This is a genomic window from Psychrobacter urativorans (genome assembly GCF_904846695.1).
Taxonomy (GTDB): domain Bacteria; phylum Pseudomonadota; class Gammaproteobacteria; order Pseudomonadales; family Moraxellaceae; genus Psychrobacter; species Psychrobacter urativorans.
On the sequence record NZ_CAJHBR010000001.1, the window covers coordinates 70,257 to 90,917 of the forward strand.

The window sequence follows — 20,661 nt, forward strand, 5'->3', positions numbered from 1 at the left end:
TCAATAGGGTAAAAGCCTGTCTCTAGCTTAGCTTATTTAGCGTCACTTTACTGCATTTGCTAGTTATAATAATGAGTTTTACAGCTGTTGTTTACCTTGCTATCTTTTATAAAAATTAACTAAAAACACAAGAGTAGCTTTTATGACTGAGCAAAATATCATTAGCGCACCGAAGCCAGTACAAGGAACTCCTGAGGCTAGTGGCGAATTAACTGACTTGTTAGGCTTGATGGCACGGCTGCGTGCGGATTGTCCATGGGATCAAAAGCAGAGCAATCATAGCCTAATACCTTATGCTATCGAAGAAGCTTATGAGCTGGGCGAAGCGGTACAAGCTGATGATGATGAAGATATCAAAAGTGAGCTTGGTGATGTTCTGCTACAAGTTGTTTTTCATTGTCAGCTCTATGCTGAGCAAGGTCGTTTCGATATCAGTGACGTCATAAGCACCTTACAACAGAAGCTGATTCGTCGCCATCCACACGTGTTTGAAGCCGAAAATCTAGTTGATGAAGCGGCAGTCAAAGTCCGTTGGGATGAAATCAAAGCTGAGGAGCATCAGGCTGCTGCTGCTCGCGGCAAACCGCGCCGTCGGTTGGATGCCATAAAAGCTGGTAGTGCCTTGATGCAAGCACAAGAGGTACAAAAGCAAGCGGCAAAGTTAGGCTTTGATTGGCCAGGCATTGAAGGGGCTTTCGATAAGCTTGATGAAGAGATTAACGAATTAAAAGCGGAGGTTAGGGACAAGTCAAAATCGGCTGCTAAATACAATATAAGCAAAGCCAATATTAGAGACATTGAAAAAGAGCTTGGCGATTGTTTTTTTGGCTTAGTCAATGTAGCCCGTAAATTAAACTTGGACGCTGAAGCCGCAGCCCTCACTTGCGTGCACAAATTCAAATCACGCTTTGCTTATATCGAAACCCAATTAGAGCAAGTAGATAAAAGTGTAGAAGATAGTGATTTAACTGAGATGGATAGGCTATGGGAGGCCGCCAAACAGTATGAACGCTGAAAACAGGTCGTTTTATGAGTCTAGTTTCACTAAGTCAGCTACACTGGCTTGGGGCTTAGCTTTTGCCTTATTTTTTAGTTTCGGTACAGTGGTTAATGAGGGACAAGCAGCGCCTTGCTTCGGTAATGCGCAAAGCGCCTATAATTATTTGCTAACCCAAGAAGAGTTGGAAAACCAAGCCCTAAGCCAAAATAGCATTAATATCAATCGTGCTAGTGAAGGTGAGCTGACATCGCTAAAAGGTATTGGTAGCAGTAAAGCACAAGCTATTATCTTATACCGCGAAATGTTCGGCGACTTTAAAAGTATCGATGAATTGGCAAAAGTAACAGGTATTGGGGCTAAAACCATAGAGAAAAATCGATCCCGTTTACAACTATAGAATTAAATATTTTTTAATTGACGATAATTTTGACAAAATTGCGTGTAAGTAAATATCTAAATACACCCACCGTGCATAAAATTTGTTAAACTAGCAGGTACATCCGCCTGACAAACGCTGTGTTGGTCAGGGTGGTTAAGAATATGGCAAGGAGTAGATGCATGGCCGAGCGTGCCGCCAAGCAGTTAGAACTGAATAAATCTGAATTACCTAATTCCATTACTGAAGTAATTGCCACTCTATCCCGAGCTGGGTTTGATGCCTATATCGTCGGCGGAGGAGTGCGTGATACTTTATTAGGACTGCGTCCAAAAGACTTCGACGCGGTTACTGATGCCAAGCCATATGAAATCAAAGATGTGTTTGGTAAGCGTTGCCGCATTATCGGTCGCCGCTTTCAGTTGGCGCATGTGTATTCTGGACGTGAACTGATAGAAGTAGCTACTTTTCGTGGTCCACCCAATAATGATTCCAATACCAATCAAGACGGTATGATCATACGTGACAACGTTTGGGGCGATATCAAACAAGATTTCTCTCGTCGTGATTTCTCTATCAATGCGCTGTATTATCAGCCGCTCAAAGGCGTAGTCCATGATTTTTGTGGTGCTCTTGATGATATCGATAACAAGATAATTCGGTTGTTGGGTAATGCGCCAGTACGTATTGAAGAAGATCCAGTGCGTCTACTGCGGGCCTTACGTTTCAAAGCGAAATTAGGCTTTGAGTTCGATAAAGAGTTAGCCGCGCAGTTTCATGATGGTAATTGGGCATTGTTAGAGCAAATATCACCGCATCGTCTTTATGATGAAACTCAGAAGATGTTTACTGGTGGTTATCTAGTACCGTTGTTACCTTTATTGTTTGAATCAGGAGCGATTGATAGCCTTATCATATATCCGCCTGCTGACCCGAGTCCATTAGTGCAGCAAGTAGCTATTAATACAGACAAGCGTATTGGTGCTGGTAAAAGTATCAATCCAGCCTTCTTTTATGCCGCTCTGCTGTGGGAAAACTACTTACACCAGTTAGAAAAAGCTAAAAAACGCAATATGCCATTCGCTGAAGCACAAATGCAAGCGGCTGGTAAAGTTATTGATCGTCAACGTATCAAAACCGCTATTCCTAAATTTGCTGAGCAGTTCATTCGTGATATTTGGCTATTGCAGCCAAAACTTGCCGCACCGCGTAGTAAGCAAATAGAGCAGTTGGCTGAGCATCCGCGTTTTCGTGCTGGCTTTGACTTCCTGTTATTACGTGAGCAGTGTGGTGATGCTGAGCATCCGTTATCAGAGTCAACCAATGATATGGGGGACTGGTGGCAGACTTATCAGACTTTGTCTGAGTCGCAAAAACAACAAGCAATCGAAGATTTTGATGAAAATATTCGTCGTGGAGCTTATAAGCAAGCGAAAAATGGGCCACGTGGTCGCGGACGTAATCGTCAAAATCAACAAGATAGTAGCGATAACGAGCAAGCACAGCCAAGCGATATTAACAGTCAAAACAACAGTAGTAAAAAAGAGCAATTGATGACGAATGCGCAGCCCACAGCTATTAATGACGCCTCAAACGTACCTTCACGTCGTCGCCGTCGTGCTGATAATGCCTCTGAGGCTTTGGTGACAGCGCCGCAAGCTGACGCCAGTTTACAGTCATCGTCGCCACAATCTGAACCGTCAAAATCCCGCCATAGCAACAGGTCTGCTAATAAGCTGACGCCGCGACAGAAGCATGATAGTAATGAGCTGGCACAATTACAGCAGCTGTCATTGGCTTATAGTAGTGCTGAGTCTAATATAGACCAAGCCTCTAGCCCTGCGCCCCTGTTTGTGATTGAGCATGATAACGTCGTTCCGCCACTGAAAAAGCAACTGGCAGAGCAAACGCAGAAGCCTAATGCCAATTCAAATGCTAATACCCGTGCTGATACTAGTACTAGTGTTGAACAAAAAACGGCAGTATCTAAAGTTAAGCCTAAGCTACAACCTAAGCCGGAGCAAAAACTGGATCAAAAGTCAGCTAAATCTGTAGTTACTGAAGAAAAAGCCAAGCGCCCACTGACTTGTGTAGCAGAAACCCAAGTAGCACAAACGCCAAAATTGGTTAGTACTAATAATGAACCGATACCGCATCAGCGTCGTCGCCGTCAGCCAAGTACCGTAGAGGCAATGCCTACGGTTAATGGTTCAACTACTCGTTATGAGAAAAAACCACCTAAAGTAGTAGTGCCAGTCGATACTGAATCCAAAGCTAATTCTAAGCCTAAGGAAACAACTGCCAAGTTAGCTGGAGGCGGTAAAGCTGGTGAGCAAGCTAAGATCCCTAAAGTGGCTTCTGAAAAACAGGCTAAGGTTAGCGAAAAAACAGCTAGCAATAGTAATGTTAAAGGCGCTGTACCTTCAAAGCGTCGCCGCCGTCAGCCTAGTACTGATATTACGGTGACGGAACAAGAAGGTAAGTAATGCTCATAAAAGCTGAGGCAAATACGGACGGCATTGCTAGCAGTATGAACGCTGAGGCTAGCAGTTGGATTAAATGCTATTTAGGCTTGGGTAGTAACTTGGCCAATGATTTAGGCTCGCCAACTGAACATTTGCAGCAAGCGTTGAGTGCTCTACGTCAGTATAAACAGATTCGCAAGGTAGAAGTCTCTTCGTTTTATAGCTCGGCGCCGATGGGACCGCAAGATCAAGCTGATTTTGTTAATGCTGTGGCGGGACTTGAGACTACGCTGGCGCCACTTGAGCTGCTTGATGTTTGTCAGCAGCTAGAGCAAGGAGCTAAGCGGGCGCGTCTGAGACACTGGGGTGAACGTAGCCTAGATGTAGATATTCTAATTTATGGTCAACAGCAAGTGAGCGAGCCAAGCTTGATAGTGCCGCATGTCGGGCTAAGCGAACGCAATTTTGTCTTAGTTCCATTGCGAGAACTGGCGCCGGAACTGATGATTTTACAGCAGTCTATTAGCGATTACCCTTTAAGTGTAGACTGGACAGCGCTACAGCGTCTAGATGAGCCTAAGCTGCGTTTAGATGATTGTGAGTAATACCCACATTAATAAAGCCTTATCGAGGGTCATATGACGACTTTATCGACTTTAAATAAGTTTAAAAAAGACGGTATCAAATTTACTTGCTTAACTTGTTACGATGCTATGTTCGCACGAATGATGGACAAGGCACAGATAGATACTATCTTGATTGGTGATAGCTTAGGCATGGTGGTACAAGGCCATGACTCGACTTTACCAGTTACAGTAAGCGATATGGCTTATCACACTGCTAATGTCGCTCGTAGCAATAAGCAGGCATTGATTTTAGCTGACTTGCCTTTTATGAGTTATGTTACCTTAGCCGATGCCATCGCTAATAGCCGTCAGCTGATGCAAGCTGGTGCTCATGTGATCAAGGTTGAAGGCGGTAGTGAGCTGTGTGATTTAGTAACTACGTTAGCCAATGCCGGTACACCAACTTGTGTGCATTTAGGGTTAACCCCGCAATCAGTCAATGTCTTTGGGGGTTATAAAATCCAAGGGCGTACTGAGGATGCTGCGGACAAATTACTAGCTGATGCGCAAGCAGTAGTAGCTGCTGGAGCCGCGCTATTAGTCCTAGAGTGCGTTCCTGCCAAGCTTGCCAAACTAGTAACAGCAACTGTTCCAGTACCAGTCATTGGCATAGGTGCTGGCGCGGATACTGATGGTCAAGTACTAGTCATGCATGACATGTTAGGAATGGTGCATGGACGAGTACCACGATTTGTCCATGACTTCTTGACCGATGTGCGCAATAGTGATCATAGTATCGAAGGGGCATTTGCCTTATATCAGCAAGCAGTACGTGAAGGTAGTTTTCCTACTGAGCAGCATCAATTTAATTAGTAGCTGATTGCTTCTGTTATCCTCACTAACTTTTTATAGCATCCTATAACCAGAGTTTATAATGCCTATTATTCATCACCATATTGACTCTTTGCGCGCAGCTTTGCAGCCGTATCGTAGCGAGCAGCGCATTGCTTTAGTGCCGACGATGGGCAACCTACATCAAGGGCATTTGCAGCTAGTAAAGCTGGCCAAACAGCATGCAGATATTGTGGTGGTGAGTATTTTTGTCAATCCTACTCAGTTTGGTGTAGGCGAGGACTTTGATAGCTATCCACGTACCCTTGATGCGGACGTAGGCATGCTAGCTAGTGTGGGTGCTGATTATGTCTTCGCACCTAGTAGTGATGAGATGTATCCAGTGCTACCACCAGCGACTGCGATTACTGCTGGTGCTATTACTAGTCAGTTATGTGGCCAGTCACGACCGACCCATTTCGATGGTGTGGGCATTGTGGTGACTAAGCTGTTCAATATTGTCCAACCTGATGTATCCATATTCGGACAAAAAGACTATCAGCAACTAGCTATTATCAAACAATTAGTTGGTGATTTGAGTTATCCAATTGCGATTATTGGAGCGCCAATAGTTCGTGCCAGTGATGGTTTGGCTTTATCCTCGCGCAATCAATATCTCAATACGGATGAGCGCCAGATAGCGCCTATTTTGCATAGTGAGTTACAACGCCTAGCGCAGCAACTGACTGAGGCACCAGACTATAAGTCCGTATTGCAATCACTGCTAACAGACAGTGCTAAACGTATTAGTGACGCAGGCTTAGTTATTGATTATCTAGAAGTAAAAACTACCGATCTTGCAGCCATAGATACCCAAGACTCTCAGCTTACTAATAGCCAAGATTTAATTATTTTAGTCGCCGCTTGGTTAGGTCGTGCTCGTTTATTAGACAACCAGTTACTGACAGTCAACCCTTAATAATTAACTGTTTAATAGCAATGCTCTACTAATAATCTACAATCTAGCTTGCTATAGATTCAGTAATAGATTTAATAGTTATCAGCAAACAAGCCATAAATAGACCGGGCATAGTAGTGATTCAATGGACTTAATAAGACAGGGTAGTGAGTCATGGAAGCAACAGGTAAAGCTCAACAGCAGAATACAGTAGTAGCGTCGAACTCAGAAGATGCTATCAATGTATTAGTCATCTCTGGTCGTTCAGGATCAGGTAAAACTTCAGTATTAAATATACTAGAGGATTTAGGCTATTATTCTATTGATAATTTGCCATTATCCTTAGTGCCTGAAGCAGCGCATAAGCTGATTAGCGAGAGCGGTCTCAAACGTATTGCTCTAGGTGTTGATATTCGCTCACCGCGTGCCGATTTATCGAATTTCTCTGCCATACACGATACTTTAAAACAGACTTACGATGAAAAAAACGTGCAAGTGATTTATGTCACTGCACAAGAAGGCACCCTAGTTGCGCGCTTCAACGCCACTCGTCGCGTGCATCCGTTGATGGCACAAGATAGTGAAGATTCGGAGCATACTAGCTATAACTTGCCAGCCGCTATCAAAAAAGAGGTTGAGTTATTGCAACCTATTGCTAGTCATGCTGATATTATTATTGATACTACTAAGCTGAATATTCACCAATTAAAAGAGCGTCTACGTGAACAAATAGGTGCTGAAAATAAAATTGTCATTAACCTATTATCTTTCGGCTTTAAGTATGGCAGTCCTATTGACGCCGACTTTGTATTTGATGTTAGAATTTTACCGAATCCGCATTGGAATCCTGCGCTGCGTAGCGCTACTGGACTCGATGGTGAAGTGGCAGAGTTCTTTGCTGATTATCCTGAAGTTGCAGAAATGACGGATGATATCGATAAGTTTCTAAATCGCTGGCTACCAGACTTTTTGCATAATAATCGTCACACAGTGACCATAGGTATAGGCTGTACTGGTGGCAAGCATCGCTCAGTATTTATCACTGAACAGCTACGAAACAGGCTGGCTGCTAGTTTACCAGCAGAGTTAACGGTCATTGCCAAGCATCGTGAAAAGAGTCGTTGGTAAGGGACAGCTGCTAAACGTTGACAATACCTAAGAATAGCTTTGATCAAGCGCTAACTGTTTTTTAGTTGAGCTGGCAAGTACTACCATTTAGCAGTTTCATTAAACATTTTCATGAAACGCTATTACTAGATATTATGATTAATATTGAAATCATTTTTTAACTACTATTTTTTAACTACTATTTTAGAGAGCTTATATGATTGACTGGTCAGAACAGGACATGCGAGTTTCGCGCACTGAACTAAAAAAAGCTCATGAGCGCTTACAAACATTATCTATACCGCTATCAAACTTGTCAAAAAAGCAGCTAAAAAAAATTCCTGCCAGTGAGTACTTTATGGCAGAGTTGATGGCTTTAGCAGATATCACTAGTGCCACTGCTCGCATTCGTCAAACCAAACGTGTTGGCAAGCTTATCAGTGAAGAGAACCGTCATGAGCTAGTAAAAGCGCTGTTTGAGGCTCATTTCGCTAGTGAGCAAGTGGCTAAAATTGAGAGCTGGCATAGCCGATTGAATATCAATGATGAAGGCACCCTCAAGCAGTTTGTGAAGCAGTACAAAATCTCTGAGCGCAATAGTCTTTATCAGTTATTATTATGGATTGAGTATGCCAAACATAATCAAGATGATGAGTTAATGGCAGAGTCGAAAGAAGACCTAGTAAGCTACATCCGTGAAGTCGCTATTTTATCTGATCTTAAGTAATCATGAGCTTACAGGATTATTAGTTAGCAGTATAAGTAACCATAAAAAAGCCAATCATAATAAAATGATTGGCTTTTTTACTGAGTTAATTTTTAACTCATTAGACTAGCAACTGGTTATATTGCGTCTTATTATTTAACTGGCCTACTTAGGACAATTATTTCTTCTCAGTACGAACTTTATTGACTAGATAATCGACTACTTTAGGGACTTCAGCGCTTTCACCTGTGACTACATATTTGCCTTGTATGACTACGGCAGGTACGCCACTCAATTGATAGCGCTTGGCTCCAGCTTGCGAACGACCTATTTTGGTACCCACAGCGAAAGAGTTATAAAGACTATTGAATTTCTTTTGGTCAACGCCTTTAGAAGCATACCATTTGCTTAATGACACTTGGTCAAATATCTGTTTGTTATCTTTATGAATAGCATTGAATAGGGCATCATGAGTTTTGTTCTCATAGCCTAATAATTGCGCAGCATAGAAACCACGAGCACTAGCTTCCCAAACAGGATTTAGAGCTGCTGGAGTTTTAAAGAAGGCTACATCTTTAGCTTTGGTTGCTGCCCACTTTTCCATAAATGGATTTAAGGTAAAGCAGTGTGGACAGCCATACCAAAAGAACTCACGTACAATGATAGCATTACCGCTAATTTTTTCTGGATTATCAAGTACACGGTAGTCTTTACCAGCAACGTAGTCTGCTGCTTGTACGCTCATAGTGGTAAGCCCAATAGCAAAAGCCAAGCCAGTCAATGCGATAACACGTTTCATAATTATTCCTTCAGATACTTAAGGGGTGAGTGCTTAATATTAGCTTTGAGTTATAAAAAGCTTATTTGGAGAGTGGTAATAAATGGCTAACAGCTAGCTATAATCTGCCTATAATAACGTAAAACGCGGTCAGTTGTTAACCGTATTCTTAACCAAAAGTTGCAAAGGTGTAGCCACTATTTAGAGCTGCTTATGGTAACTGACTAAAACTAGCGAGTTAATGAGAGCTTTAGTCGAAAAAATTGAGTAGTGATGTATCAATAATAACCTACATAAACCGTCACTATGTGGTCACGACAAAGCGGTCATGGTCATGCTAACATTGAACAACTATACAAAATATATAATTTTAATGATCCTATTTATTAATGAAACTGAAGGAAAATGCTATGAGTTCAGTTGTACCTCCTAACGCTACTGTAAATGATGCCAATGTAAAGCATGGCAATACTGATGTAAGCCGCCATGATAATGCGGATTTTTATCGGTCAACCACCACTAATGTGGATCCTAGTGAGGTTGATAAATTCAATAAACTGGCTACTGAATGGTGGGATAAAACCGGCGCATTTGCAACCTTGCATGAGATCAATCCACTGCGCCTTAATTGGATAGAGGACAATGTAAAACGCGGTTATCAGGCCGATACGTCCAGCTTAGCTGCAGATCAGAATACAGCAGAGTCAGGCTTATCAGGCAAGAGAATAGTCGATGTAGGTTGTGGTGGTGGTATTTTATCTGAGTCTATGGCGCGTCGTGGAGCACAAGTAATAGGCATTGATTTAGGTACTGAAAACCTAAAGGCTGCTAGCTTACATGCTGAGCAGAGCGGCCTGACTGAGACTTTAAGTTATCAACATATTGCAGTTGAGAGTTTTGCGGCTAAACATGCTGGTCAGTTCGATGTAGTGACTTGTATGGAGATGCTGGAGCATGTGCCAGACCCTAGCGCTATTGTACAAGCTTGCTTCGATATGTTGGCGCCTGGTGGTGTTTGTGTGCTCTCTACCATTAATCGCAATCCTAAGTCTTACCTGTTCGCCATTATTGGTGCTGAGTATGTCTTACGCTTGCTAGATCGTGGTACTCATGATTACGCAAAGTTCATCACTCCAGCTGAGTTGGATAAGATGGCTGCCACTGCAGGCTTTACTCGTCAAGATATCATCGGCCTGCATTATAATCCAATAACTAAGCGCTATTGGTTGGCGCAGAATGTCGATGTAAATTATATGATGGCAGTACAAAAGCCTTTGTCTTAGGCCTAATATCATTGGGCTATAGTATGAACACATGATAAATATTCTAAAATGTCACTTTTAATAAAAGAAGAGCTATTCTCATGACCAATTTTGTAAAAGCAGTGCTGTTCGACCTCGATGGAACTTTAATTGACACTGCTGCTGATTTTGTACGCATTATTGGCAAAATGAGTGATGAAAATAATTGGCTAGCACCCGCTGAGAGTGACATTCGTGAGCAAGTATCTGCTGGCGCTTCTGCCATGGTAAAGCTGATGCTGCGCCATAATCAGCAGTCAGAGGTGACGGAGGAGACTTTGCTAGCTTTTCGTCAGCAGTTTTTAGACGACTATGAAGCAGATATTTGTGTCGATAGCCGCTTGTTTGATAATCTTCAGGAAGTATTGGCTTTTCTGGAAACCAATCAAGTACCTTGGGGCATTGTTACTAATAAGCCGCGCTACTTAGCAGAACAGTTATTAGAGAAAATGCAGTTAACTGAGCGCTGTACGGTGCTAGTGTGCCCGGATGATGTTTCACGCCCTAAGCCTGATCCAGAACCGATGTACTTGGCATTAGAGAAATTGGGTATACCGCGAGGTGGCGCCGCTAGTGTGTTGTACGTAGGCGATCATATTCGGGATATCGAGGCGGGTAATGCTGCTGGCATGCCAACTATTTTGGCAGCTTATGGTTACATTCCACCCCAAGATCAAAAGACCCTTAAAAAGTGGGGTGCTACTTATATTGTTGAGACTCCTATGCAGTTGAATAAGCTGCTACTTAGTTCCGGTAAGTTTGATTATTTATAAACTTGAAAGCTATAAGTAATGAGGCGTTAAGTTATAAGGTACTAAGTTATAACCTCACCGGCTTATGACTCAGTACCTTTAAAAACTGGTATTATTTTACTATATAATCGACTTCTTTTATAAACCCAAGCAATGAGCCAGGCTATGACCAACTATTCTAATAAAGAGGCTAATCAAGCTTCTAGTCAAACTATTAGCAAACCACTAACCTCTGAGGAGGTTCGTAATTTTGTCGCTACAGAAGGATGCCTAAAGGGCAAAACTATCCTAGTAACAGGGGCAGGGGCAGGCATAGGCAGAGTAGCTGCTCTAAGCTATGCTCGTTATGGGGCAACAGTGCTACTCTTAGGCCGCACTAGCAGTAAGCTGGAAGCAGTCTATGACGAAATCGAGAGCAGTGGTGGTCAGCAGCCAGCTATGCTTCCGATGGATTTAGAAAAGGCAAGTTATGCAGAGATGCAGCAGTTAGAAGGCTTGATTAATAAAGAATTTGGTCAGCTTGATGGGGTGTTACATAACGCTGGGATACTCGGTGAGCTAACCCCACTTGAGATGTATGATGTCGATATTTTTGCTAAAGTCATGCAAGTCAACTTTACCTCGACATTTATGCTGACTCAAGCCCTATTACCTCTGCTTAAAGGCGCCAAAAATGCTTCTATTGTCTTCACTTCTAGTACAGTAGGTACTCATCCACGTGCATTTTGGGGTGCTTATGCACTCTCTAAACAAGCGCTTGAAGGTATGAGTGATATCTTTACTCAAGAGACTAAGAACACCACCAATTTGCGTTTTAATTGCATTAATCCAGGCGGTACACGTACTAATATGCGTGCTCATGCCTTCCCAGGTGAAAGCCCATTAAGTTTGCAGACTCCTGAAGACATCATGGCCGGCTATTTGTGTCTGATGAGCGATGCCAGCATCGGGGTACGTGGGCAAGTAGTAGCATTACAGCCGAAGGACTAACAATTAAGCGCAATCAGTATTTGAATAATAAATCAACATGATCTGGACAACCCTTACAGATGTAATAATAGTTTGCTGGTCATTACAGCTTAGCTGAATGTTATGTTGATTTTTAGTCGAAACTATTAATAATCCTAATTAAGGGTAACCCCCATGAAAAAAATTATCTCCGTTGCTGTTCTGCTACTAGGGTGTACTTCAGCTTTTGCCCAAACAGCACTTTTTGATTCCTCCATAGAACACAAACCTAAGGACGGTGTCATTAAAATATATGGTGCAGGCGGACCCCATACTGCTTTGAGAAAAGTTGCCGACTTATGGGAAAAGCAAAGTGCAACCAAAGTTGAGCTAATTGCAGGTCCTGAGAGTCGTTGATCTGCTGCTGCACAAGCTGATGCTGACGCTCTGTGGGGAACTTCTGAGCAAGCCATGACCGCTTTTCTTGAAACCTATAAAACTTTTGATCATGACAAAGTTATTCCTATGTATATTAGCCCAACGGTCATAGCCGTACAAAAGGGCAACCCCAAAAATATACGTGGATTTGATGACTTGTTAAAAAAAGACGTCACAATAATCGTCACTGACGGTAAAGGTATATACAATACCTCTGGAACGGGAACTTGGGAAGATGTTGCAGGTCGCAAAGGCAAGTTAAGTGACATCGCTGGTTTTCGAAAGAATATTGTAGGGTATACGCTAGGTTCTGGCGCCGGTTTTAAAGCATTTAAAGAAACCAAGGCAGATGCTTGGTTAACTTGGCCTAATTGGCCTATTAGCAATGCTAAAGATATGGATATGGTTTACATAGATAAAGATAGAGTGATCTGGCGTGATCTAAACATGGTAGTGTCGCCAAGAGCTGACCCTGAAACACAAGATTTCCTTGACTTTCTGATCACCGAAAAAGCCCAAAAAATCATGAAAACTGAAGGCTGGCAACGTTAAATAAACCAATATAATTATCAGTGTTAAGTTAAGATTCTGACTATTGAATTAAAGTTATCTAACCCCATCTAGTTGTTATAAAACACATTAATTTTGATATATAGCTATAGAATAAATAACAAAGGATAAGATTATGGCAGGTGGATGGTCAAGAGACGGAGCTGAGCACGAGCAAATGGATGCTACGGTTAATGATGCGCTAGATCGAGTACGTAGCTCATTACCAAAAGGGGAGAGTGCTGAGTTCTGTGACGAATGCGGTAACCCTATTCCAGAAGCACGTCGAATAGCAGTAGCGGGCGTGCAGCATTGTATTGGTTGTCAGACGGAGCTTGAGAAAGAGGCTAGAGCTGCCGAGCTATTTAACCGACGCGGTAGTAAGGACAGCCAGCTGCGCTAATAGCTGCTTAATCCTTATAAAAAAGCCAATGCGGCTATCGATAATAGATAGCAACATTGGCTTTTTTTATACTCTAGTTTTCTTCAATAACGGCTGAGATTACTAACGGATTAGACTACTAGGGCCATTAATTGACTATTCCAACTATCCCAAATTTCAAGTTGCTCGATTTTATCCTGAGTTGAGTCAGTATCAGCTGCTAAAATAATCTCTAAACGATTATCCAGCTGGGCATCACTAGTTTCGATAGTTAGACTGTCAGGAGTAAAGTTGAGTTGTAGCCAACCTTCAGTAGTATTTATAAGCCCTTTAATACGCTGCCAGTTAGGCAATTGTAATAACCATAGCTTAAGCTTAGCAAAGTCGAATATCGAAGCTGCAGGCAAGCGCCAACCGCCTACGAGCATATCCTGCCGCTGATCATGATAGTAATAAGGTGGCTGATCAGCTACAACTTTGCGGACATGGTTACTAGAGCTTTTAACTACGCCAGGGTTTATGACACTTGAGTTTATGCGAGTTGAGTTTTGATTAGTAGTAGCTGATTTATTTATAATAACGCTTGGCTGTGTTAATGGCACTATCAACTCTGATAAGTAACGGTCAAAATCAACGCTAGTTTTAGAGTCACTAATGTTTGGGTCAATACGATCAATTTTATCCTGAGATGCCGGTTTAGCCCAAATTATTTGGCTATGAGTATTGAGGGTGCTAATCCATGCTTTAAGCGCTAATAGCTCAGCTTTATTTAATTGCTGGTAGCGATTAATAACTAACACATCAGCGGCTGCAACGTGCGCTTGATAGCCAGTATGACTACGATATTTAGGTTGTTGCCATTGGAGCGCATTGAATACTGTAACCACCGCTTGCATAGATAGCGCTGTTTGCCAATGCGGAGCATTTAATTGACACAGCAACTGGCGAGGATGGGCAAGTCCAGTGGGCTCAATAATAAGACGCTGGGGATGCTGCTCAGTTAATAGACGGCTCAAGGCAACCTGCAAAGGCAATTGACTAGTACAGCAAATACAACCACCGCTGACTTCACTAATAGCAATATTGCTTTTAGCTTTATCCTGACTTTGTGCGTTTGCTAATAACGCCCCATCAATACCAATACGTCCAAACTCGTTGATCAGTAAGGCCCAACGCTCATTGATTGGCTTAAAGTTTAATAGCTGGTTGATAACTGTAGTCTTCCCAGAACCCAAAAACCCTGTCACTAGAGTACAGGGTATATTTTGTAGGATAGATAGTTTGCTCATAGGCATGGCACTATTAAACTGAAGTTATTCAGTTTTAGTGGCTTCTGGCTCAGCCTCGTCAGGAACGAATACATAGCCCACGCCCCAAACTGTTTGAATATAACGGGCTTGTGAGGGATTATCCTCAATCAGGCGACGTAGACGCGAAACTTGTACATCGATAGAGCGTTCCATAGCACCCCATTCACGGCCGCGAGCTAGATTCATCAGCTTATCACGAGTCAACGGCTCACGTGGATGCTGCACTAAGGCTTTTAACACTGAAAACTCACCAGTAGTCAAAGTCACTACATTGCCATCACGCTTTAGAGTACGAGTAGATAGATCTAGCGTCCATGGACCGAATTCGACCACTTCTAACTGATAGCTAGGCGCGCCTGGCAGTTCACGATTTTGACGGCGCAATACCGCTTTGATACGGGCCAGCAACTCTTTAGGGTTAAAAGGCTTTGGTAGATAATCATCAGCGCCCGCTTCTAAACCAGCAATACGATCAGCATCACCACCTTTAGCAGTCAACATAATAATCGGGATATCGCCGTTATCTTCACGTAAGCGCTTACAGATGGTAATCCCATCCTCGCCCGGTAGCATTAGATCTAATACCACCAATGAAAAAAGTTCACGCTGCATCAATTTGTCCATTTGACTGCCATCATGCGCGGTACGGACTACAAAGCCATCATCTTCTAGGAAACGTTGTAGCAAAGAGCGTAAACGAGCGTCATCATCGACGACCAAAATGCGCTGAGTCATAGTATCGGAACTTTTATTTTCAGTCATGAATAGATCCTTTATTGAGCGTTATTATTGTTAAAGACTTGCTGATTGGTAGTTAATTGTTGGCAATTGAAAACCCATAAACTCAAATATTAAATTTTGCCAATAAATCTTAAGAAATTGCCAGTCATTGACTGGTGTTTATAGTATTCCTGCTTTAGTGTATAAGATTGCACCGTCAATTGCATCACTATTAGGCACAAATGCTGTATGCGTTTGTTTAACAAACACAGATAACAACTACTATATTGCCTTTTATCCCCTAAAAATACTTATAAGCAACGAAAAAATAAAAAGAATTTTTATTTATGCAGCTTTTGCTATAATGCCAAACACCATTTCTTAACGATTGATATGTATATGAGTAGCACTGATACCTTAACGTCATCACTAGCCCCGACAAATGCACAGGGCTTAGATGCAACCACACACGCGAATATTCACGACAAGCTTGCTCGCGCGCTTGGCATTAAGACTGCTCAAGTTAAAGCGTTTGTCAAACTTTATGATGAAGGGGACACCGTTCCCTTCATTGCTCGCTATCGCAAAGAGAAAACTCAAAATCTCGATGATGTGCAGCTACGTGCGCTAGAGAAGTCGCTCAATTATGAACGTGACATGGCCACGCGCCGACTGAAGATTACTGAGTTACTCAGCACTCAAGGTAATCTTACCGATGAGCTGCAAAAGCGTATCGATAATGCCACTTCTAAGCTAGAGCTAGAGGATATCTACTTACCCTACCGTCCACGTCGCCGCTCACCAGCTGCTAAAGCACGTGCTGCCGGTTTAGATAACGCAGCTCAAGCAGTATTAGCCACAGAGATTACTCCAGAAGATGCGTTAGCGGATTATCAAGCACCAGCTACTATCACTGATGACAGTGGTAACGAGATTGAAGTTGATTTTGCAGACTTAGATAAGCAGTTGGCAGGGGTACAAGCCATCATCGTTGATGAATGGACGCAAGAATTAGGCTTATTGGATAGCTTACGTAATGGCTTTGCCAAGACAGCTAGTATCGTATCAGCCGTTGCTAGTGATGATAAGCGTGAAGTAGGTGAAAAGTTCAAAGACTACTTTGAGCATAGTGAGAGCCTTGCACGCCTGCCTAATCATCGCCTATTAGCTATGCTACGCGGTCGCCAAGAAAACGTCTTAGGTCTAAAAATAGAAGGCGAAGATGCACCTTTTATTGATAAAATAATTAAGCATTTTGAAATTGATGGTAAAGCTCCAGCAGCCCGTCACCAGTTTCTAGTAGAAGCCGCTAATAGCTTGTGGAAAGAAAAATGGCGTCCGCATATTGAACATCGCTTATTGACTGAAAAGCGTCTAAATGCAGAAGCCGATGCTATTGAAGTTTTCGCTAGCAACCTACAGCATTTATTGATGTCAGCTCCAGCGGGTCGCAAAGTTATCTTAGGGGTCGATCCCGGTATTCGTCATGGGGTCAAAATGGCTATTATTGATAGCCAAGGTCACGTGATGTTGGATAGTAGCGACAAGCCAGTGATTGCCACGGTTTATCCTTTTGCTCCTGATAATAAGATGGATGAAGCCAAAACTGTTATTGATAAGCTATTGGCTACTTATAATGTTGACTTAGTAGCTATCGGTAATGGTACAGCGAGTCGCGAAACCGACGCTATGATTAAAGAGATCCTAGCCGCTAATGAGGCGTTACATGCCAAAGCGGTCATCGTCAATGAGTCAGGTGCTTCGGTTTATTCAGCCAGTGAGCTGGCTAGTGATGAGTTGGCCAACTTAGATGTATCAGTGCGTGGCGCAGTTTCAATCGCTCGTCGCTTGCAAGACCCTTTATCTGAGTTAGTAAAAGTCGATCCAAAAGCTATTGGTGTCGGTCAATATCAGCATGACGTTAACCAAAACCAGCTTGCCGATAGTCTTGATAAAGTTACTCAAGATAGCGTGAACGCGGTTGGGGTTGACGTTAATACGGCTAGTCCTGCAATCTTGACTCATATTGCTGGTTTGAATAAGAATGTTGCGCAGCAGATCATTACTTATCGCTCTGAACATGGTGCTTTTGTCAGTCGTGAAGATCTAAAAAATGTACCACGTTTAGGTACGAAGACTTTTGAACAAGCGGCAGGATTCTTGCGTATCAATGATGGTACTAATCCTCTAGATGCGACTGGTGTACATCCAGAAAGCTATCAGTTAGTAGCGGCATTATTGAGTCAAACTGGTAAAGATTTAGCGGATATTATTGGTAATGACGGTGTGCTAAATAGCATTGACATCACGGCTATTGCTGCTAATGATGACAACATTAGTATTAGCGCTATTATCCAAGAGTTGGCAAAACCTGCCCGTGATCCACGTCCTGAGTTTAAAACGGCCACTTTCCGTGATGACGTCAACAGTATCAAGGATTTGTCTGAAGGCATGACGCTTGAAGGCGTAGTTACTAACGTTACAGCATTTGGTTGCTTCGTCGATGTCGGTGTTCATCAAGATGGCTTAGTGCATATCTCTCAGATGGCTAATGACTTTGTTGCTGACCCTATGAACCGAGTGAAGCCAGGCGATATTATCTCTGTTCGGGTGATCTCTATTGACGAAAAGCGTGGCCGTATCGGTTTTAGTATGAAACCTGAAGCTGAAAAACCAGCTCGCAACGCTAATAAGGTCTCAGCTAATACTGATAGCAAAGGCGCTAATGACAGCACTCAAAACGCTAATAGCAGTGCTGAGCGTAAAACTAGCCGTCCACAAGCCAAACGCCCAGCGTCTGACGATAAGCGCTCTGCAAAACCACGTGGGCCACGTACTGATCGAAATGATAAGCGTAGTACCACTAACACTAGTAGCGCTAATCCTAGCAGCAGCAAGCCTAGTAAAGCAGAAGCTCCTAGCAAGATGGGTACTTTTGGTGCTTTGCTACAAGAAGCTGGTGTGACTAAAGCTAAAAAGTAATTAGGGTTTATTAAAGTATAAAAAAGGCAGCCTGAGGGCTGCCTTTTTTTATGTTCTCAACTCTATCAATTTTATTTTTTGCTAACGCTAGACCAAGCAATAATTGCGTTAGCAAAGTTGACTAGGTGTTGATTTATAAATCGTCTTCTTCTGAAGCTTCTGCTAAGTCTTCTGGTGCCTCTAGCACAGGATCTTCAGATATTATTTCAGTGGTTTGTAATTCTGAATTTTGTAGAGCTTCTGCTGGTGCTTTTATTTCCGTAGTCATCGGTTGCTGACCGTTCGCTGCTTTTATCTCTGTAGTCATCGGCTGTTGACCGTTTGGCGCTTTTATCTCAGTAGTCATTGGCTGTTGACCATCACTACTATTGGCACGTGCACGTGAAACAGTTTTAGTTTCGCTAATAGTAAGCGGAGCGATTTTACTGGTTTTAGAAGTATTTGCATCGTTCTGATTGTCTGTGCTGGCAACAGCCATCTCAGCGGTGGCCGTTGTCTTGTTAGCGGCTTTAGTATTAGCTGGAGCTGCCATTGCCAATGTTGGGATAGTAAGTGCAGCACCAATCAATAATGATAAAGCTAGGTTATGGTTTTTCATTTATTTAATCCTCAATTTATAATTTTATAATGTCAGTTAGAATAGTCGTACAAATAACTCTAATTAAGTACGGCTTAATATAACGAATTTCTATTTAGAATACAGAATATATATATTTAAAATAACTAATATATAACCTATAGAGAAAATAAAATCATGATAATCAATTGGTGACTATCATGACTGATTGGTATAAAAATATTGGTCAGTACACAACGTTGTCTATAAATATAAAAAACAGCGCAAACACTAGGCGCAATAATAACAATTTAAATACCAACCATTCAGTGGTACATCGATGTAAAATCTAACAGGCTCCTACTAATAAGTGATATCGTGCAATTATTGTAGTGTTATTGTTAGGTAAAAACCGCATCTTGTGAGCAAAATGCGGTTATTTTAAGTCTACTAATCACTAGTTCCTAAACAGCTTTTTGAGCTATAGGTTTAGCTATCAATCACATCAAAGCTTAAACCCGCGTGTTTCTCTAAACGCTCAAGTAACTTGTCGCCCATTGCTGAAGCAGGTGTCCAAAAGCCACCTTCCACTTCTTCTTTACTGATATCTTGCGCTAAGCATAAAGCCGATTGCGCTAGCATGCGTGAAGTACTGCCGTAGCCAGGATCTCGGTCACCAGTTACTTTAGTGCTAATAGTATCGCTGTTAGAGGTTTTTCCAAAAAACCTAATATCAAAAAAGCCTTCATCTTGTTCTGATTTAGAAGGACCTGAGCCTGATTTAGGTAACACATGCTTCGATAGCAACTCACGACTTGGCTTAAACATCATCGCTGTCGCAAATCCTAATAAACCGGCGCTTAAACCATAACTCATCAATTTACCTTTGATACCATCTTGCATCCACATAGCTTCATCGTATTTAAAGTCATGCCCATACTGATAGCTTAACAGCTGGTTACTACGATGAACGATACGAGTATTGATACTGGCCATCACAAAAGGAGCTAGCCAGCGTTTATGCTCGCTATCGTATTCAGGCTTGCCAACATTGTCTTGGCGTACACTAGGCGCATCTTTGTCATCGTTCAATAGGTAAGGGTTAGCAACTTGTTTACGACGCGCTTTATCTTGGCCTACCTCTTCAAAGATAGTGGCCATAGAGGCAATAGTACCACCAGATAAGCCACCTTTAGCTGCTTTTACCCGCATATTGATGCTTTGACAAGCTTGACCAAATTTAGCTTCAGCATGCTGCTGAGTGAAGTAGACGCCTAAATCAGAAGGTATAGAATCAAAGCCACAAGAATTGATGATGCGCGCGCCACTTTGCTTGGCTGTCTGTTGATACTTATCTAACATATCTTTGATAAAGATAGCTTCGCCAGTGAGATCAACATAATCAGTACCATTTTCAGCGCAAGATTTGATTAGGGGTTCGCCGTATTTTAGATAAGGACCGACTGTTGAGATAACCACTTGTGTCTGTTTAGTCATAGCGTCAAGGCTAGCTTGGTCGTCACTGTTAGCCATGATTATATCGACCTTATCAATTTTCGTGCCTTGGGCTTGCTGCAATCTATTGATTTCAGTCTGTAGAGTTTCTAGCTTTTGCTGATCACGTCCAGCTAACGCCCAAGAGATCGGCTTTGATTGATTGGCGTTATCAGCTTGCTGCTCAGTTAAAAATTTTGCTAAGTAGTGAGCGGTGATTTGTCCAACAAAGCTAGTAGCGCCATAGAGGACAATAGAATAAGCGCGCTGTGCAGTGTTAGACGCTGCCTCCGTCTGCTGGGTAGTATTTTGCGTAGACTGATTTGCGGTATCTTGGCTAGAATTAGTATCATGGTTCATAATTATTTCCCTTTACAACTAATTAGAAGGCTTATTTAAAATAACCATAAAATGTCGATGACAGCACTTTATAAATGCAGAT

19 protein-coding genes and 1 pseudogene are annotated in these 20,661 nt (G+C 42.3%); 15 read left to right on the forward strand and 5 right to left on the reverse strand.

The window, feature by feature from the left end; genetic code table 11:
- Positions 1–142: 142 nt before the first annotated feature.
- From mazG to yjgA, 8 genes are all read left to right on the forward strand, one after another.
- Complete coding sequence (gene mazG, locus JMY09_RS00275) at positions 143–1,015, forward strand: nucleoside triphosphate pyrophosphohydrolase (RefSeq protein ID WP_201621598.1); 873 nt, start codon at positions 143–145, stop codon at positions 1,013–1,015.
- A complete protein-coding gene (locus tag JMY09_RS00280; RefSeq protein WP_201621599.1) occupies positions 1,005–1,397 on the forward strand; it encodes a ComEA family DNA-binding protein in 393 nt (130 codons plus the stop codon). The genes mazG and JMY09_RS00280 overlap by 11 nt, the downstream gene beginning before the upstream one ends.
- Before the next feature lie 161 nt (positions 1,398–1,558).
- Entirely contained in the window at positions 1,559–3,862 is a 2,304-nt protein-coding gene (pcnB, locus tag JMY09_RS00285) for a polynucleotide adenylyltransferase PcnB (protein WP_201621600.1), read from the forward strand.
- Between the two features lie 44 nt (positions 3,863–3,906).
- Entirely contained in the window at positions 3,907–4,446 is a 540-nt protein-coding gene (folK, locus tag JMY09_RS00290; RefSeq protein ID WP_201621929.1) for a 2-amino-4-hydroxy-6-hydroxymethyldihydropteridine diphosphokinase, read from the forward strand.
- 33 nt (positions 4,447–4,479) lie between these two features.
- A complete protein-coding gene (gene panB, locus JMY09_RS00295; RefSeq protein WP_201621601.1) occupies positions 4,480–5,280 on the forward strand; it encodes a 3-methyl-2-oxobutanoate hydroxymethyltransferase in 801 nt (266 codons plus the stop codon).
- A gap of 61 nt (positions 5,281–5,341) precedes the next feature.
- Positions 5,342–6,217: a pantoate--beta-alanine ligase gene (panC, locus tag JMY09_RS00300; protein ID WP_201621602.1), complete on the forward strand. Its 876-nt coding sequence runs from the start codon at positions 5,342–5,344 to the stop codon at positions 6,215–6,217.
- A gap of 153 nt (positions 6,218–6,370) precedes the next feature.
- Complete coding sequence (rapZ, locus tag JMY09_RS00305; RefSeq protein WP_201621603.1) at positions 6,371–7,324, forward strand: RNase adapter RapZ; 954 nt, start codon at positions 6,371–6,373, stop codon at positions 7,322–7,324.
- A gap of 196 nt (positions 7,325–7,520) precedes the next feature.
- Positions 7,521–8,030: a ribosome biogenesis factor YjgA gene (yjgA, locus tag JMY09_RS00310; protein WP_201621604.1), complete on the forward strand. Its 510-nt coding sequence runs from the start codon at positions 7,521–7,523 to the stop codon at positions 8,028–8,030.
- 157 nt (positions 8,031–8,187) lie between these two features.
- Here yjgA and JMY09_RS00315 read toward each other — a convergent pair whose 3' ends face one another.
- A complete protein-coding gene (locus tag JMY09_RS00315; RefSeq protein ID WP_201621605.1) occupies positions 8,188–8,808 on the reverse strand; it encodes a thiol:disulfide interchange protein DsbA/DsbL in 621 nt (206 codons plus the stop codon).
- Positions 8,809–9,197: 389 nt separating this feature from the next.
- Here JMY09_RS00315 and ubiG point away from each other — a divergent pair, with 389 nt between their 5' ends.
- From ubiG to JMY09_RS00345, 6 genes and pseudogenes are all read left to right on the forward strand, one after another.
- Positions 9,198–10,070 carry a bifunctional 2-polyprenyl-6-hydroxyphenol methylase/3-demethylubiquinol 3-O-methyltransferase UbiG gene (ubiG, locus tag JMY09_RS00320; RefSeq protein WP_201621606.1) on the forward strand — a complete coding sequence of 291 codons (873 nt, stop codon included), beginning with the start codon at positions 9,198–9,200 and terminating at the stop codon, positions 10,068–10,070.
- 80 nt (positions 10,071–10,150) lie between these two features.
- Positions 10,151–10,861 (forward strand): HAD family hydrolase, encoded by a 711-nt coding sequence (locus JMY09_RS00325; RefSeq protein WP_201621607.1) that lies wholly within the window; start codon positions 10,151–10,153, stop codon positions 10,859–10,861.
- Positions 10,862–11,005: 144 nt separating this feature from the next.
- Positions 11,006–11,830, forward strand: a complete 825-nt coding sequence (locus JMY09_RS00330) for a YciK family oxidoreductase (protein ID WP_379606655.1) — start codon at positions 11,006–11,008, stop codon at positions 11,828–11,830.
- Positions 11,831–11,983: 153 nt separating this feature from the next.
- Positions 11,984–12,205: a hypothetical protein gene (locus JMY09_RS14640; protein ID WP_201621608.1), complete on the forward strand. Its 222-nt coding sequence runs from the start codon at positions 11,984–11,986 to the stop codon at positions 12,203–12,205.
- 18 nt (positions 12,206–12,223) lie between these two features.
- Positions 12,224–12,778 (forward strand): annotated as a pseudogene (locus JMY09_RS00340) (substrate-binding domain-containing protein); the annotation flags it as partial.
- A gap of 133 nt (positions 12,779–12,911) precedes the next feature.
- Positions 12,912–13,178, forward strand: coding sequence for a DksA/TraR family C4-type zinc finger protein (locus tag JMY09_RS00345; RefSeq protein WP_201621609.1), 267 nt, complete (start codon positions 12,912–12,914; stop codon positions 13,176–13,178).
- A gap of 110 nt (positions 13,179–13,288) precedes the next feature.
- Here the strand turns inward: JMY09_RS00345 and JMY09_RS00350 are convergent, their stop codons facing one another.
- The gene (locus JMY09_RS00350) at positions 13,289–14,446 is read right to left on the reverse strand and encodes a CobW family GTP-binding protein (protein WP_227677081.1); all 1,158 of its coding nucleotides are present in this window, start codon (positions 14,444–14,446) and stop codon (positions 13,289–13,291) included.
- 24 nt (positions 14,447–14,470) lie between these two features.
- Positions 14,471–15,229, reverse strand: coding sequence for an osmolarity response regulator transcription factor OmpR (gene ompR / locus JMY09_RS00355; RefSeq protein WP_227677082.1), 759 nt, complete (start codon positions 15,227–15,229; stop codon positions 14,471–14,473).
- 357 nt (positions 15,230–15,586) lie between these two features.
- On the opposite strand from ompR, the gene JMY09_RS00360 reads away from it, so the two are divergent.
- Entirely contained in the window at positions 15,587–18,169 is a 2,583-nt protein-coding gene (locus tag JMY09_RS00360; protein ID WP_201621611.1) for a Tex family protein, read from the forward strand.
- Between the two features lie 133 nt (positions 18,170–18,302).
- Here the strand turns inward: JMY09_RS00360 and JMY09_RS00365 are convergent, their stop codons facing one another.
- Both JMY09_RS00365 and JMY09_RS00370 read right to left on the reverse strand, forming a co-directional pair.
- Complete coding sequence (locus tag JMY09_RS00365) at positions 18,303–18,767, reverse strand: hypothetical protein (protein ID WP_201621612.1); 465 nt, start codon at positions 18,765–18,767, stop codon at positions 18,303–18,305.
- A 447-nt stretch (positions 18,768–19,214) separates the two neighbouring features.
- Positions 19,215–20,579 (reverse strand): saccharopine dehydrogenase family protein, encoded by a 1,365-nt coding sequence (locus JMY09_RS00370; RefSeq protein WP_201621613.1) that lies wholly within the window; start codon positions 20,577–20,579, stop codon positions 19,215–19,217.
- Positions 20,580–20,661 lie beyond the last annotated feature (82 nt).

Excerpts from the sequence above, each read along its gene's own strand:
- mazG (WP_201621598.1), top strand. The coding sequence starts at position 143 with ATGACTGAGCAAAATATCATTAGCGCACCGAAGCCAGTACAAGGAACT.
- JMY09_RS00280 (WP_201621599.1), top strand. The coding sequence starts at position 1,005 with ATGAACGCTGAAAACAGGTCGTTTTATGAGTCTAGTTTCACTAAGTCA.
- pcnB (WP_201621600.1), top strand. The coding sequence starts at position 1,559 with ATGGCCGAGCGTGCCGCCAAGCAGTTAGAACTGAATAAATCTGAATTA.
- folK (WP_201621929.1), top strand. The coding sequence starts at position 3,907 with ATGAACGCTGAGGCTAGCAGTTGGATTAAATGCTATTTAGGCTTGGGT.
- panB (WP_201621601.1), top strand. The coding sequence starts at position 4,480 with ATGACGACTTTATCGACTTTAAATAAGTTTAAAAAAGACGGTATCAAA.
- panC (WP_201621602.1), top strand. The coding sequence starts at position 5,342 with ATGCCTATTATTCATCACCATATTGACTCTTTGCGCGCAGCTTTGCAG.
- rapZ (WP_201621603.1), top strand. The coding sequence starts at position 6,371 with ATGGAAGCAACAGGTAAAGCTCAACAGCAGAATACAGTAGTAGCGTCG.
- yjgA (WP_201621604.1), top strand. The coding sequence starts at position 7,521 with ATGATTGACTGGTCAGAACAGGACATGCGAGTTTCGCGCACTGAACTA.
- JMY09_RS00315 (WP_201621605.1), bottom strand. The coding sequence starts at position 8,808 with ATGAAACGTGTTATCGCATTGACTGGCTTGGCTTTTGCTATTGGGCTT.
- ubiG (WP_201621606.1), top strand. The coding sequence starts at position 9,198 with ATGAGTTCAGTTGTACCTCCTAACGCTACTGTAAATGATGCCAATGTA.
- JMY09_RS00325 (WP_201621607.1), top strand. The coding sequence starts at position 10,151 with ATGACCAATTTTGTAAAAGCAGTGCTGTTCGACCTCGATGGAACTTTA.
- JMY09_RS00330 (WP_379606655.1), top strand. The coding sequence starts at position 11,006 with ATGACCAACTATTCTAATAAAGAGGCTAATCAAGCTTCTAGTCAAACT.
- JMY09_RS14640 (WP_201621608.1), top strand. The coding sequence starts at position 11,984 with ATGAAAAAAATTATCTCCGTTGCTGTTCTGCTACTAGGGTGTACTTCA.
- JMY09_RS00345 (WP_201621609.1), top strand. The coding sequence starts at position 12,912 with ATGGCAGGTGGATGGTCAAGAGACGGAGCTGAGCACGAGCAAATGGAT.
- JMY09_RS00350 (WP_227677081.1), bottom strand. The coding sequence starts at position 14,446 with ATGAGCAAACTATCTATCCTACAAAATATACCCTGTACTCTAGTGACA.
- ompR (WP_227677082.1), bottom strand. The coding sequence starts at position 15,229 with ATGACTGAAAATAAAAGTTCCGATACTATGACTCAGCGCATTTTGGTC.
- JMY09_RS00360 (WP_201621611.1), top strand. The coding sequence starts at position 15,587 with ATGAGTAGCACTGATACCTTAACGTCATCACTAGCCCCGACAAATGCA.
- JMY09_RS00365 (WP_201621612.1), bottom strand. The coding sequence starts at position 18,767 with ATGAAAAACCATAACCTAGCTTTATCATTATTGATTGGTGCTGCACTT.
- JMY09_RS00370 (WP_201621613.1), bottom strand. The coding sequence starts at position 20,579 with ATGAACCATGATACTAATTCTAGCCAAGATACCGCAAATCAGTCTACG.